Genomic DNA, 14007 nt, shown 5'->3' with positions numbered 1-14007 from the left:
TTAGGGCATTTTTGGCATTTTCTGCAAAGAAAACATATCGCAGTACGTGCCGGAAATTCGGCGCTGACGAGTCAGCGGTGACCAATAGCCACGCGTCGCGCCGCCATGGCCAGGGCCGTAATACAACGCATACCGCCCGTCCGGCGCAACCGCCAAGGGAATCTTAGATCACGCGCCTCGGGGCCAATGTTAACAATTGTCACACGCGGTGAAAACAAGGCATTTGCGGCGCTTCGCTGTGTAGAATTTTTTCAAACAGAAGAACATATTCACCTCGGCAAGACCACACCGGACATGCGCCGGCGGCACGCCGCATTCGGGAATGTCGCAACCCAGCCAGGGCGCACAGACGGGCTCCACGCAACACGCGCGAACCCACCTTCGAAGGCAAACTCCGGCGCATCGACCGCGCGCCGAACTCGATGGGGATTCTCATGCAGTCAGATGAGGGCACTGCCGTGATGGCATTGCTTGTCCTGTTCACCGCCACGCAATGCATCCTCGCGGCCCTGATGATGGCCCTGCGCCAGAGCGCGGCCGGCCGCGCCTGGGGTGCGGGACAGGTGTTCGCCTGCGCCGCGGGCCTGCTGGTCATCGATGCCCGCGGCGGGCCTGCCTGGTTCCTGCTGCTGGCGCCGCTGTTTGGCGTGGCCGCCCAGCTGCTGATCCATCGCGGCGTGTTGCTGGCCGATGGCCGCCAATCGGCGGACTCCCGCCCGCTCACTGCCGGTGCGCTCGCCATCGTCGCCGTGCTCGCTGCCGCCGCGCTGGGCAACGGCAGCCGCCTGGCCGAAATCACTGGCTACGCGGTGGCTGCCGTCACCGCCTGCTTCACGCTCGCTTACCTGTTGCAACGGCCGCAAGCACTGACCCGCCGCAGCCGTCCGCTGGTGCTGACGGCGTGCGGCCTGCAATGGCTGGCGCAGTGCTGCGGCCTGTATGCGGTACTCAAGGCGGGCGCCCCGGCGTCCAGCCTGGATGCCGAGGTCCTGTTCCAGCTGCGCCTGCTGCCTGCCTTCGTGGCAATCCTCGCCGGCCTGGCTGGCTTTACGCTAATGACCATGGAGGGGATGCTGGCCGAACAGGAAAAGCAGGCGCGCCTCGATCCGTTGACCGGGCTGTTGAACCGCGGCGCCATGGATGACGCCGCCCGGGTGCTGTCCGCCGAATTCACGCGCCGCGGTCATCCGCTGAGCTGCCTGGTGATCGACATCGATCGCTTCAAGCACATCAATGACAGCAGCGGACACCGGGCGGGCGACCGCATCCTGCAGCAGATCGGCAAGGTCCTGAAGGAAACGCACCGCGCCACGGACCTGGCGGGCCGTTATGGCGGGGAAGAATTCTGCGTGCTTTGCCCGCATACCACCGAAGCCGATGCCATCCTGCTGGCCAACCGCATCCTGCGAGGCATCCGCGCCATCGCGTTGCCGCACGAGCTTGGCGGATTCGCCAGCGCCAGCATCGGCGTGGCGCAGATCCGCGACGGCCAGGGCGGCGGGACAGCCACCTGGGACAAGCTCTTTGGTGGCGCCGACCGCGCGCTGTATGAGGCCAAGCGGCGCGGCCGCAGCCGCGTCGTCCTCGCCTCGGAACTGGAATCGCTGCCCGCGCGCGAACTCTGCCTGCCTGCGCAAACCGAAGCCTGCCACTGAGCGCCGGGCAGCCGCGCGCCCGCCAGCGCTTGCCCGTGCCGATATGACGGGAAAATCGCATCGCCATCCGCTGCCCGGCTAGAATCCCCCAGCGCATGCTAGTCCGGACGCACTCGCGAGTCCGGTTAGAAAACATCCCTGGAGATTCCGAATGAAGGTCGACAACATCCTGCAGACCATTGGCAATACGCCGCATATCCGCGTCCAGCGGCTCTTTGGCGATACGCATCAGGTCTGGATCAAGTCCGAGCGCTCCAACCCCGGAGGTTCCATCAAGGACCGGATCGCCCTGTCGATGGTCGAGGCAGCCGAGCAGTCCGGCCTGCTCAAGCCCGGCGGCACCATCATCGAGCCCACCTCGGGCAATACCGGGATCGGCCTGGCCATGGTGGCCGCGGTCAAGGGCTACAAGCTGGTGCTGGTGATGCCTGACAGCATGTCGGTGGAACGCCGCCGCCTGATGCTGGCCTACGGCGCCACCTTCGACCTGACCCCGCGCGAAAAAGGCATGAAGGGCGCGATCGCCCGTGCCGAGGAACTGGTGGCGGCCACGCCCGGCGCATGGATGCCGCAGCAGTTCGAGAATCCCGCCAATATCGAAGCACATGTCCGGGCCACTGCGCTGGAGATCCTGGCGGACTTCCCGCAGGGCATCGACGCCCTGATTACCGGCGTGGGCACGGGCGGCCATATCACCGGCTGCGCCCGCGTACTGAAACAGAAGTGGCCCGCGCTGAAGGTATTCGCGGTCGAGCCCGTGGCCTCGCCGGTCATTTCCGGCGGCGCGCCCGCACCGCACCCGATCCAGGGCATCGGCGCCGGCTTCATCCCCAGGAACCTGGATACCGAACTGCTGGACGGCGTCATCCAGGTCGACGCCGAGCCGGCACGCGAGATGGCGCGCCGCGCCGCACGCGAAGAGGGCATGCTGGTGGGTATCTCGTCCGGCGCCACCCTTGCCGCCATTGCCCAGAAACTGCCYGACCTGCCGGCCGGTGCCACCGTGCTGGGCTTCAATTACGACACCGGCGAGCGCTATCTCACTGTGGAAGGCTTCCTGCCAGCATAAGGCCGCGTGCCGCCGGGGGATTCTCTTCAGGCAGCGCGGCCCGCGGTGAACCATACTGGAGATTGACAGGTGCCGGCGCAAGAGCGCGCCGGCTGCCGATTTTGCCGATCTGGCGCACCACAGGTCCCGCTGCCCCGCGCGGCGGGGCCCGGTAAAGCGTTGACACAAGGAGTTGAGATGAGCATCCCAAGTTATGAAGTCGCACGACTGGCATCCCTGGCGGTGCGTCTTGCGCTATCGTCCGGTCTGTCGCATGAAGAGATGCAGGCTGCGCTCAGCCTCGCGGCCACCATGATCGAGCAAGACGAAGGCGCCACGCCCGAAAGCACGGCAGCGACAACGGTGCCGCACGTCAAGGTGACACGCACGATCCATTGAAGCCATCTGGCCGGGGCCCTTGCCCTGCCCCGCCACGCACCCATCGGCATGCGGCCCCTGAGCCGCCTGGCCTCAGTTCAGCAGCCCCGCCCAGTACAGTTCCGCCGCGGCCAGCACGGTCCGCATCTGCGTCGTATGCGCCAGGCGGAAGGCGTCACCATAGATGGTCTGGTCCGGGAATTCGGTGACCAGGGTGAAGGGCACGGTTGAACGATGATCCTCGACGATCATGCAGGGAATCCCGTTAAGCACCGGGAATGGCACCTCGCCGGCATGGCCGCCCCAGGTGGCGAGTTGCCGGGCGTTGAATCCGGCCAGTTCCGGCGAGGCCGCGAGTTGCGCAGTCAGCGCCTGCATGAATGCCGTGCCGTCGCGCCCCGCGTGGTGGCGCAGGATCAGGAAGAAGCCCTTGGGAATGGTCCAGGTCTCGAAGCCCGGCGGCACATAGCCGGTAAGCGGGCGCGTCCATTCGTGGGCGGGATAGCCATGCAGGCTCATGTGCAGCCCCGCGCCGGTACGCTCGATCGCCTCCAGGCGCGCCGCCTTCTCCCCGAACGGCGGCGCCGTGCGTGCCTCGAGGTCGTCGCCTAATGCCGTGTAGCGCGCGGCATGCGACATATGGCGGGGGTTGTCCTCGCGCAAATGCACATGCAAGGCCGCACCGTCGGGATTTTCCAGCGCGATCAGGGCGAAGTGCGCATGCGGGCGCTGCTTCAGCGCGTGTGCCGCGCGCAGCGCACCCACCACGCCAGAGGTTTCGTTGGCATGCTGACCACCGGAAATCACCAGCCCCGGCAGCGAGCCTTCGATGTGGGTGGCGTGGACCACGCGCCCCTGCGTGGACAGGACGCTGAAGCGCTTGCCGCCAAGCGCTTGCATCTCGACGGCGGCTTCATCCGGCGTCAGCGGCCGGGAGAGCCCGGCGAGCGCGTCGGCGGAAAGCGCCGTCCCGGCAGCGTCGGCGGCCACTACGCGCGGATGCGGCAGCAATTCCACGCGCACCCGTGTAGCGCCATCGGTGCCATCCGCGCTGCGCACGTCCGGCACGATCTGGCCGGGTTGCAAGGTACGATCGCCGCGCGGCAAGCCGGCGCGATCCTGGAAGAACTCCAGGATGGAGAAATACAGGTCTTCGTGCAGGGCTTCGCGCGTACTGATGCACTCGTCCTGACAGGACAGCCGGCGCTCGATGCCGCCTGTGCCGATGCCAATGCGCAGGACATCGAAACAGGGCGCCTGCACCCCCCAGCCATGGCTGCGGATCGCGTTCATGGCGGCGGCGAATGCCAGTTCGAACTCGGTCGCCAGCGGCCCATCCTCCAGGCAGGTGTCACCCTGCCACACACGCAGCCACCCGCACGGCGCGCCCGACGCCGCTAGCGGCACGAATACGCGATGGGCGATGCCGCCATCGAGCTGGACGGCATAGTGCCCCGGGTCGTCGCCCTCGTCCAGGCGCAGCCTGCCCCCAGGCAGCATGCCGGCGAGCGGATAGGCTTCCAGCCGGAAACGCTGTGCCGTTGTTGCCGCCGTTGCCGTCGTGGCGGCAGGCAGGCGCACGGCGATGTCGCGCGCGCCGGCAAGCGGGCCGTGATCGGTTTCCAGGCCCAGTTCATCGAGGAAGAAATGCAGCAGCGGCTTGTAGGCGCTGCGGATGACCGCCGCCACACCCGCTGCGGCCAGGCGATGCTCTGCGGCGCGGCGCGCGGCGGCATCCTCGAACACCCAGGCTTCCACGCGCGTGCCGGGCAGGGAGGCAAGGCGCTCAGTCAGGCCATCCAGAGTGCGTGAAATGGAGGTATCGAGCAGGATCGTCATGGCTGGCCTTGGCGCCGCGCGCGGCGGACTGGGAATCGGATCCGGCATTATAGGCAGGCTCCCGATCCTGCGTGCGGCCACACCCAGGCCCGCTGGCTGCCGCGCCGGGCAGCACCTTCCGCAGCCTCGGCCGGGCCAGTTCCAGCAGCAGGTCGAGGCGGGCCAGGCGATCGTCTTCACCGCCTTCATCGCCCTCGCCGCCCTCTCCGCCAGCCTTCGGTCCGCCCCTGAACAGCGTGCAGGCCTCGGCAAGTACGCGCTGCTGCAGCGCGCTGTCCAGCAGGATCAGTCGCGGCCTGGCGCGAGAGCAGGCGGCAGACACGTCGACGGCGAGACAGTGCCCGTGCCGGGCCTGCAGCGGATCCAGCCACATCATCTCGTTGCGCTCCAGCCCGAACGCCTGCGCCAGCCGCACCCGCATGCCCATGAGCCGCAGGGGGCCGCTCAGGGGCATGCGCATGACGTAGCGCGCCGCCTGGTCCCACTGGCGCTGCGAGGCGGGGCGTGCGGGTTCGATCAGGCGGCGCAGCATGTCATCGGCCTGAGTCACGCCATTGCGTCCGCTCAGCCATAGCCAGGCACTGGCTTCCAGCCGGCTGGCCAGGTCCACGCCGCGCCTGCGCCACAAGCGCCGGCCTAGCTGGTATTGGGCCTCGGCATGGCCAAGCGCCGCGGCCTTGCCAAGCGCCTCGTCTGCAAGCCCCACGCTGTAGCGCGTGAAGTGGCGGTTGCGGTAGAGGCAGGCCAGCGCATAGCTTGCTTCGGCATGTCCCTGCGCCGCGGCACGCGACAGCCAGCGTTGGGCCTCGGTATGGCTGGCCTTGCCAATGCGGTCACCGGCGTCGAGCGTGGCGCCCTGGCGATCCATCTGGCCATGCCAGAGCCCCAGCCGGAACTGGGCCTCGGCCGAACCGGTGCGCGCCGCGCGTTCGAGCAGCTGGCGCCCGAACCGGATCACGTCGGGATGCCTGTCGGCATGGTCAAGCAGCGCCTCGGCCTGCGCCAGCATGCCAGGCGGATCGGCCGCCTCGGTGCCGCCAGCGGCTGGCCCGGCTCCGCCGGCCGGCGGGACCGCCGCGAGCCGCGCCAGCCGCGCCAGTTCGTCCGCATGCGTTGGCTGGGCAGGCTGCGCCCGCAGCCATGCCAACAGCCTGAAAGCCGCCTCGGCATGACCCTCGTCGGCAAGCTCGCGCAACCATGCCAGCGCCAGCGCGCGATCGGATTGCGGCCGGGCGTCCGGAGCCAGCGCCCATTGCGCGTAGCGCCAACGTGCCACGCTCGAACCGGCCCGGCCGCCTTCCGCGTAGCAGGCCAGCGCCAGATCGGCTTGCACTGAGCGGCGCGCCACGTCCAGCGCGATGTCTTCCCAGATCATCCGCCGCACCCAGGCCGCGCCGCCCTGCTCCGCACGCGCCAGCCAGAACAAAGCGCTGTGCTGGTTCGCGGCGGCACCGTCATGCCCATAGAGATAGGCCTTGCCAAGCGCGATCTGCGCGGCGACATCGCCGCATCGGGCTCGCTGCATGGCGGCGAGGAAAGGGCGAGACGCCATGGCGCGGCAAACCTCCTGCAAGGTTGAGTTGGATTGGATCGAGCCAGGTAACAGGCCAGGGGGAAAGAGACCACCGCGCGGCGCGTTGCTGTTCTTGCGGAAAGGCATGGCGAACGGCTGGRAGTGGCTCCGGCTGATGTTATGGCAATCGCCTATTCACAACATCTTTATATTGGAACTAAAAAAATACAATAAATTGAAAAAACGAATTTACAACCAAATTGAACTAGGATTACTTTCCATTAAAAATCATTTACATCAACATAAATTCAAATCAAGCCTTTGATTTAAAAGAAGAAATAATTAGTCAAAAACAAGTTTCCTAATTACAACACCAACCGAGCATCCGCTTCTTATCCCCGCGCATCGCCTCACATAATTCCTCTCGAACGGTGGACGTTCCCCGATTAACTCATCAAGGAAAACCCATGAAAATCAAGCTGTTCGCAGTCGCCGCAGCCACCCTCTTCGCCGCCAGCGCCCAGGCGCAATCGAGCGTGACGCTGTATGGCGTGGTAGACGTCGGCATCGAGTACCTTTCCAATGCCAATGGCGCCACCAAGGCAAATAACAGCAATAGCCGCGTGGCCATGCAGTCGGGCAATATGTCCGGCTCGCGCTGGGGCCTGCGCGGCGTGGAAGACCTGGGCGGCGGGTTGAAGGCGCTGTTCCAGCTGGAAAGCGGCTTCTCCGTCGACGACGGCGCCGGCAGCACGGATGGTTTGTTCAACCGGGCTGCAACGGTTGGCCTGCAAGGCCAGTTCGGCACGCTGACCCTGGGCCGCCAGACTACGCCGATGTATGACTTCGGCCTGCGCTATGACCCGATGTCCATCTCGGCGCGCTACTCGGTTACCTCGCTCGACGCCGGCTTCATGAGCCGCGCCAACAACTCGGTGAAGTACGTGGGCAATTTCAACGGCGTCACCGCCGCCGCCATGTACAGCTTTGCCTACGATGGCAAGGAAACCGCCGGCCAGGGCGGCAAGAACCGCGAGTACGGCGCCAGCCTGGCCTACGCCAGCGGCCCGTTCGATGTGGGTGTCATGTACGAGCAGCGCAATACCACGCTGTCCAATAGCGATGAAATCAACGCGCGCAGCGCCTCGATCGCCGGTGGATATGCCTTCGGCCCGGCCAAGGCCTTCCTGGGCTATCGCTATGCGCGCGGCGGCAACTGGGTGGTGGGAAACAGCGAGGGCCAAATCACCACCTCCACGGCCAAGGTCAGCTCCAACCTGATGTGGGCCGGCATGGCTTACAACGTGACGCCGGCCCTGAAGCTCACCGGCGCCGCCTACTATGAAGACGCCCGCCGCGTCTCGGCAGATCCGTGGCTGTTCGTGGTGTCGAGCGACTATTCGCTGTCCAAGCGCACCGACGTCTACCTGAACCTGGCCTACGCCCGCAACCGTGACGGTTCCGGACTGGGCCTGAACGGTAAGAGTGGCCCCCTGACCGGCGTTGCCGTCACCAATACGAAGGCCGACGCCAACCCGGGCAACAGGAACCAGTTCGGCGCCGTGGCCGGCGTTCGCCATATCTTCTGATGGTGGCCGTCCCGCAGTAAGTCTGAAAGCGTGCTGATGGCCGACCGGCACCCGTTGCGTGCCGGCAAGGCATGCGCGCTCCTGTTTCGTGATGCCCTCGCACATCAACGCTTCCGCCAATCGCCCGGATCAACTGGCTTGCGGCAAGCGCGGCGTGGCGTCGCCGGGCCGTCCCAGCTTCCTGGCAACCCGGTGCTTGAAGGTGGCCACGGTCTTTGGCGAAATCCCCAGCCGCGTCGCTATTTCCAGGTTGTCGTACCCATCAGACAGCAACTGGTGCACGCGCGACTCGCGCGGTGTGAGCCGCGTGGCATTGGCCGCGGCTTCGCCATCGAGGCCCGCGTTGCAGATGGATTCGGGAAAGACGGCATACCCCTGCTGCACCATATCGAGTGCCGCCGCCAGCAAGTGAAAGGGATGCGACTTGCTCACATAGGCACTCGCGCCAGCCCAGCGCGCCAGTTGCGCATCGCGTTCGGGATCGCCGCCCGACAGCACCACGATCCGGGTCGGCGGCTCCATCGCGCGAACGCGGCGCACCACTTCCAGCCCGTCCAGGCCTGGCAGGTTGATATCGACCACTGCCAGCGCTGGACGCAATTGCCGTAGCACGTTCAGCCCCTCCACCCCGTCCGCCGCGACGGCCACCAGCGCGTATCGGCCGTGCCTGTGCAAGTTGGCGCGGATCGACTCGAGGATAAACGGATGGTCGTCCACAGCCACCACGGATAACGGTTCTTCCACTTCGACTTGGTCCATATCAGCCCCTGTTAGCTAGCGTGCGATTTTGGCTGAAACTCTCCCGAACAGGCTCTAGGAATTTTCTGCTATGAGGCGTGAATTATCTCAATGCATCGACGAAACCAAGCGAACTCTCAAGGTAACCGGGATGAGCCATGGCGAGGCTGGTGCACTTTTGTCCCGTGCACATTTCCTTACAACCCGGACACACACCCGCGTCACTGGGGCGCTAAGCTGCCCCCTTGTGCAAGCCGTGTCTTGCCTAGCCAAGGAAAGTAAGCATGAGCCGCTCCCGTCCGAAGTTACTGCCACTGCCCGCCACGCTGCCATGCGCCACCAGCATCACGCCACGCATATCGAACGTGGCGGCCGCGCGGCAGTCCCGGTGAAGTGGTCGACCATCGCGCTGGTGGTGCTTGGCTGGCTTGGCGCCTGCACCGGCATCGGATGGTTGCTGATGGCGTGGTCCGGCCTGGCCGGGCAGTGAGTTTCCGACGCCCGGAAACATACCTCGCGCCACCGGCCCATCCTCCCTCCGGTCCCAAGGGCCATCATCAACGCGCCATTTGGTAACGGCGTATTTCAGCCGCGCCACGGAATCCCGCTGCGCCCCCAATCCAAACCGCCCCATTCCCAAGGCAAGGAGAGACCATGTACGATCGCGCCGCCCTGCCGCGACAGATCCACCGCGCCATCACCGCCGGTGTCACGCAAGACACGCCCGCGCCACGCACCAAACCTGCTTGCCACGCCGGCGCCAAGCGGGCAACCGCCGATCTCCTGATGTCCGATATCGGTCCGCTGAAACTGTGCCGGCATTGTGGCGAGCACTGGCCCGCCGACGGCGAGTTCTTCGCGCGCGATGCGCGGCGCCAGGATGGCCTTGAACACGTCTGCAAGGCTTGCCGCAAAGAGCAGCGACTGGTTCGCTGACGGCCCCCGGCCTGAAGCGTGCCGCAAGCGCCACCATCGACGCTCGCATGTATGGAATGTGAAGGCTATCTCGCCCTGGCGACGTGCCTGCCGGTACTCCCCCGCGCAGGAACCGATCTCACAATCCCGGCTTATTTCAGGCAAACAACCTAGGGTTATCCCTCGTTTCCGCAGGATATTCCACCTGGCGTGGCGACAAACCTGGATGTTCGTTTTGTCCTGTTGATGGTTCGTTCCGTCTATTCCCTCCCGTGCCCGGCGCCGTTATTGTTGCGTTCAACAACAATCTGCTTACCGCACCAGGAGACACGCGATGCGTACACAAGTCGCCATCATCGGCGCCGGCCCCTCGGGCCTGCTGCTGGGGCAATTGCTCGCCAAGGCCGGCATCGATGCGGTCATCATCGAACAGCGCAGCCCCGACTACATCCTCGGCCGTATCCGCGCCGGCATCCTTGAAAGCGTGACCGCCGATGCGCTCGAACGCGCCGGCGTGGCGCAGCGCCTGCATCACGACGGCCTGGTTCACCACGGCATCGAACTGTCTTACGGCGGCGCGCGCCACCGCATCGACTTCCAGGCACTGATCGGCCGTTCCGTGACCGTCTACGGACAGACCGAGGTCACCCGCGACCTGATGGCCGCGCGCGAAGCCGGCAACGCCGTCACCATCTATGACGCCGAAGACGTGAGCGTGCACGATTTCGATACGGCCACGCCCATCGTGCGCTATCGCAAGGACGGCCAACCGCAGGAACTGCGCTGCGATTTCATTGCCGGCTGCGACGGCTTTCATGGCGTCACGCGGCGCAGCGTGCCGGCGCCGTCCAAGCGCATCTTCGAGCGGGTCTATCCCTTCGGCTGGCTCGGCGTGCTCACCGATACGCCGCCGGTAGCGGATGAACTGATCTATGCCAGCCACGAGCGCGGCTTCGCGCTATGCAGCATGCGCTCGCTCACGCGCAGCCGCTATTACGTCCAGGTGGCCGCTGACGAACGGGTCGAGGACTGGTCCGACCAACGTTTCTGGGACGAACTGCGCAGCCGGCTGGACGCGCCCGCCGCCGAAACGCTGGCGACCGGCGCGAGCATCGAGAAGAGCATCGCGCCGCTGCGCAGTTTCGTGTGCGAACCGATGCGCTTCGGCAACCTGTTCCTGGCTGGCGACGCCGCGCATATCGTGCCGCCCACCGGCGCCAAGGGCCTGAACCTGGCCGCCAGCGATGTGCTTTACCTGGCCGACGGCCTGATCGCACGCTACCTGCACGACGATGCCAGCGAGCTTGACGCTTACTCGCAGAAATGCCTGCGCCGGGTATGGAAGGCGGAGCGCTTCTCATGGTGGATGACATCGCTGCTGCACCGCTTCCCCGATGCCGACGACTTCGCGCTGCGCATCCAGCAAGCCGAACTGGACTACCTGACCGGCTCGCACGCCGCGCAGATGTCACTGGCCGAGAACTACGTCGGCCTGCCTTACTGAAGCCTCGCGCCAGGCCTTCAGCAATACCGAGAGTCCGCCGCCAACGAGCGGCCTAGCAGGAGACCCGCATCATGACGCCCCCGAACAGCGGCCAGCCGGCCGCCACCCACGACCCTGCGCGCCTGCCGGGCGCCAGCATCGACGTCCAGCAGTTCATCGACAACCAGCCGTTCTCGCGCTTCCAGTGGATCATCCTGATCCTGTGCTTCCTGATTGTCGCCGCCGACGGCTTCGATACCGCGGCGATCGGCTTCATCGCGCCGGTGCTGGCCAAGGAATGGGGCGTCAGCCGCGCCCATCTCGGGCCGGTGATGAGCGCCGCCCTCTTCGGCCTGGCCGCGGGCGCCCTGGTGGCCGGGCCGCTGGCCGACCGCCTTGGCCGCAAGAGCGTGCTGGTGGGCTCGGTGCTGTGCTTCGGCGGCTGGAGCGTGGTCTCGGCCTTCTCGACTTCGCTCGAAGCGCTCACGGCGCTACGCTTCCTGACCGGCCTCGGCCTCGGTGCGGCCATGCCCAACGCGGTCACGCTGATGTCGGAGTACGCGCCCACGCGACGCCGCTCACTGGCGGTCAACGCCATGTTCTGCGGCTTCACGCTGGGCTCATCGGCCGGGGGCTTTGCCGCGGCCTGGCTGATTCCCCACTACGGCTGGCATTCCGTGCTGCTGGTTGGCGGTATCGCGCCGCTGGCGCTGGCCGTGCTGCTGGTCTTCTGCCTGCCGGAATCGGTGCGGTTCATGGTGGCGCGCAAGGCGCCGGCCGCGCGCATCGCCGCCGCGCTGTCGAGAATCCGCCCCGGTGCGCTGCGCGGCGACGAACGCTTCCATGTCCAGGAGGCCGCACCCGCGGATGCCGCGCCCTCGGCAACGTCATCGCTGCGCGCCATCCTGATGCCACGGTTTCTCTCCGGCACCGTGCTGCTATGGACCACGTACTTCATGGGCTTGCTGATCTTCTACCTGTTGACGAGCTGGCTGCCGACGCTGTTCGCCGACGCCGGCTACCCGATCGAGAAGGCCGCGCTCATCACCGCGCTGTTCCCGCTGGGCGGTGGCATCGGTACCCTGACGGTAGGCTGGCTGATGGACCGCGGCCATCCCTGGCGCATTGTCGCCGGCACCTATGCGCTGACGGGCGCGCTGGTCTATGCGGTAGGCCACGGTGCCGGCGATCTCTTCCTGCTGGGCGTGCTGGTGTTCGCCGCGGGTACCTGCATGAACGGCGCGCAATCTTCCATGCCCACGCTGGCCGCCGGCTTCTATCCCACGCAATGCCGGGCCACCGGCGTGGCCTGGATGCTCGGCATCGGCCGCTTTGGCGGCATCGTCGGCGCGCTGCTGGGCGCGCAGATCCTGGGCCTGGGATGGAGCTTTGGGAAGATCTTCGGTCTGCTCTCGCTGCCGGCCTTCGTTGCTACCGCCGCGTTGCTGATCGCCTCGGCGCGGCCGGGGACAGCGGCGCGCCAGGCCTTTGGCCAGCACGACGCCGCGCATTGACGACACGCGCATCGCCGGCGAGATGCGGGCACGCGGCGTGCGCAAGCACTGATCGGGGCCGCATTTTCGCCGGACGCGACCTGATGGATATCTGAAGGCCGAGGCGGCATGGCCCGGTGCACCGCCCGGTCGTCCATGCCTGCAATCCACCGATTCCCCACATCACCGCATCGCGTCCATCCATCATCAGGATGAGCACAGCGGCGCGATTGGTTCGCTGTCCCACACAGCATGTGTGGCCGCAGGCAGGAAACAGCACCGCCCGCTTTGCCTGCGGCACTGCCGCGGCCTAACATGCAAGGAAAGCTAAGCCCGGTTACAGGGCCGATGTACCAGAGAGAAATCGTGGTAAGGCGGGGACACCTTGGCGAATTACCTGGAAGAGTACTGCGCACGGATCAGGCGCGGGTCGGCGACGGCTGTCATCGACAAACCGGTGCTGGTTGATCGCGACGGCATCTACACGATGTCCTACGTGCCATTCGAACACAGTCATGCGAACGCGCGGCTGGTGTTGGTGAGCACCACACCGGGACACACGCACGTCACGCTGGCAGCCGAACTGACCGAGAGCCTGATGCAACGGCATGCGCCCGGACGCACCATCCAGCGCGAGAACAAGCGCCAGGTGGAGCTGGGGGGGCGGCTGGTGCGGCCCAACCTGATTCGCATGCTGGATCATTTCCGCATCGCGCAGCTGATCGGCCTGCCCGGCGCGGCGGCGCTCTGGGACAAAGGCTTCGAGCAGTTGCAGCCGCTGGCATTGCTGCCGTATGCCACCACCCGGCGCGGCCTCGCCTTCGATGGCGACCTGGAGGAACTGATGGCCGTGCCGATGCTGCGCACGGTGTTCGAGGCAATCTTCCTCGGCGCGCTTGCGCATACCCATGACGAGGCACTCTTCGTCGCGCTGGGGCGCACGGCGTGGGCCGCGCTGGGCCATGCGGCCGATCGCGGCCTGCTGCAGCGATGGCAGTTGCTGGGCATGATGCCCGTGCCCGCCCGCGCGGGCAGCATGGTGAAGTATTTTCTGCGGGAGGTCGCCGCCGGCGAACTTTCGCCGCGAGATCCCGTGCGCCACCGCACCGTCTGGCTCGACGCCGCGCATGCCGAACTGATGGCGGCAGTGCGCAGGCAAGGCCGGCGAGACTCGGAGTCGGGCCTGCCGGGCATGGCGGATACCTGCCTGGAGGCATGACGCCGCGGCGCCACTCCTCTCCCACCGCGGATTGATATGCCGAAGACAGCACCCCACCTCGGTGGGGTTCATCTGGCACTTTTGGCCGCCGATAGCCTTCAGTGAGGGAATTGCCTCCCTCACCATTCCCGATCGGC

The 14007-nt window shown here is 66.3% G+C and carries 13 protein-coding genes; 10 read left to right on the top strand and 3 right to left on the bottom strand.

Features of this window, described 5'->3' with window-relative positions; all coding sequences use genetic code 11:
• The first annotated feature begins 434 nt into the window (after window positions 1–434).
• The 3 genes from AC1DN0_RS08565 (at window position 435) to AC1DN0_RS08555 (ending at window position 3102) form a co-directional block, all read left to right on the top strand.
• On the top strand, window positions 435–1655 hold the full coding sequence (locus tag AC1DN0_RS08565) for a GGDEF domain-containing protein (RefSeq protein WP_441636696.1): 1221 nt from the start codon (window positions 435–437) through the stop codon (window positions 1653–1655).
• A 151-nt stretch (window positions 1656–1806) separates the two neighbouring features.
• Complete coding sequence (gene cysK, locus AC1DN0_RS08560; RefSeq protein WP_045236850.1) at window positions 1807–2724, top strand: cysteine synthase A; 918 nt, start codon at window positions 1807–1809, stop codon at window positions 2722–2724.
• A gap of 177 nt (window positions 2725–2901) precedes the next feature.
• Window positions 2902–3102, top strand: coding sequence for a hypothetical protein (locus AC1DN0_RS08555; RefSeq protein ID WP_035871790.1), 201 nt, complete (start codon window positions 2902–2904; stop codon window positions 3100–3102).
• Window positions 3103–3174: 72 nt separating this feature from the next.
• On the opposite strand, the gene AC1DN0_RS08550 is transcribed toward AC1DN0_RS08555, so the two are convergent.
• On the bottom strand, window positions 3175–4920 hold the full coding sequence (locus tag AC1DN0_RS08550; protein ID WP_441636699.1) for a M14 family metallopeptidase: 1746 nt from the start codon (window positions 4918–4920) through the stop codon (window positions 3175–3177).
• On the bottom strand, window positions 4868–6472 hold the full coding sequence (locus tag AC1DN0_RS08545; RefSeq protein ID WP_441636701.1) for a hypothetical protein: 1605 nt from the start codon (window positions 6470–6472) through the stop codon (window positions 4868–4870). Before AC1DN0_RS08545 ends, AC1DN0_RS08550 begins: the two co-directional genes overlap by 53 nt.
• Between AC1DN0_RS08545 and AC1DN0_RS08540 the strand changes: the two genes are divergently transcribed.
• Window positions 6471–6758: a hypothetical protein gene (locus tag AC1DN0_RS08540; RefSeq protein ID WP_477145651.1), complete on the top strand. Its 288-nt coding sequence runs from the start codon at window positions 6471–6473 to the stop codon at window positions 6756–6758. The two genes, AC1DN0_RS08545 and AC1DN0_RS08540, sit on opposite strands and share 2 nt — an antisense overlap.
• 142 nt (window positions 6759–6900) lie before the next feature.
• On the top strand, window positions 6901–8022 hold the full coding sequence (locus AC1DN0_RS08535) for a porin (RefSeq protein WP_441636705.1): 1122 nt from the start codon (window positions 6901–6903) through the stop codon (window positions 8020–8022).
• Between the two features lie 129 nt (window positions 8023–8151).
• On the opposite strand, the gene AC1DN0_RS08530 is transcribed toward AC1DN0_RS08535, so the two are convergent.
• Window positions 8152–8781 carry a response regulator gene (locus AC1DN0_RS08530; RefSeq protein ID WP_441631686.1) on the bottom strand — a complete coding sequence of 210 codons (630 nt, stop codon included), beginning with the start codon at window positions 8779–8781 and terminating at the stop codon, window positions 8152–8154.
• A gap of 310 nt (window positions 8782–9091) precedes the next feature.
• Between AC1DN0_RS08530 and AC1DN0_RS08525 the strand changes: the two genes are divergently transcribed.
• From AC1DN0_RS08525 to AC1DN0_RS08505, 5 genes are all read left to right on the top strand, one after another.
• Window positions 9092–9250, top strand: coding sequence for a hypothetical protein (locus tag AC1DN0_RS08525; RefSeq protein WP_441631688.1), 159 nt, complete (start codon window positions 9092–9094; stop codon window positions 9248–9250).
• 164 nt (window positions 9251–9414) lie between these two features.
• Window positions 9415–9696: a hypothetical protein gene (locus AC1DN0_RS08520; RefSeq protein WP_441631690.1), complete on the top strand. Its 282-nt coding sequence runs from the start codon at window positions 9415–9417 to the stop codon at window positions 9694–9696.
• Window positions 9697–10009: 313 nt separating this feature from the next.
• Complete coding sequence (gene pobA / locus AC1DN0_RS08515) at window positions 10010–11179, top strand: 4-hydroxybenzoate 3-monooxygenase (protein WP_441631692.1); 1170 nt, start codon at window positions 10010–10012, stop codon at window positions 11177–11179.
• Window positions 11180–11250: 71 nt separating this feature from the next.
• Window positions 11251–12672 (top strand): MFS transporter, encoded by a 1422-nt coding sequence (locus AC1DN0_RS08510; protein ID WP_441631694.1) that lies wholly within the window; start codon window positions 11251–11253, stop codon window positions 12670–12672.
• 364 nt (window positions 12673–13036) lie between these two features.
• Window positions 13037–13870, top strand: a complete 834-nt coding sequence (locus AC1DN0_RS08505) for a hypothetical protein (RefSeq protein ID WP_441631696.1) — start codon at window positions 13037–13039, stop codon at window positions 13868–13870.
• Window positions 13871–14007: the final 137 nt, after the last annotated feature.

It is taken from the genome of Cupriavidus sp. 05N39 (assembly GCF_056397325.1).
The sequence above is the reverse complement of the archived record's forward strand: the minus strand, read 5'-3'. Positions and strand labels throughout refer to the sequence as shown.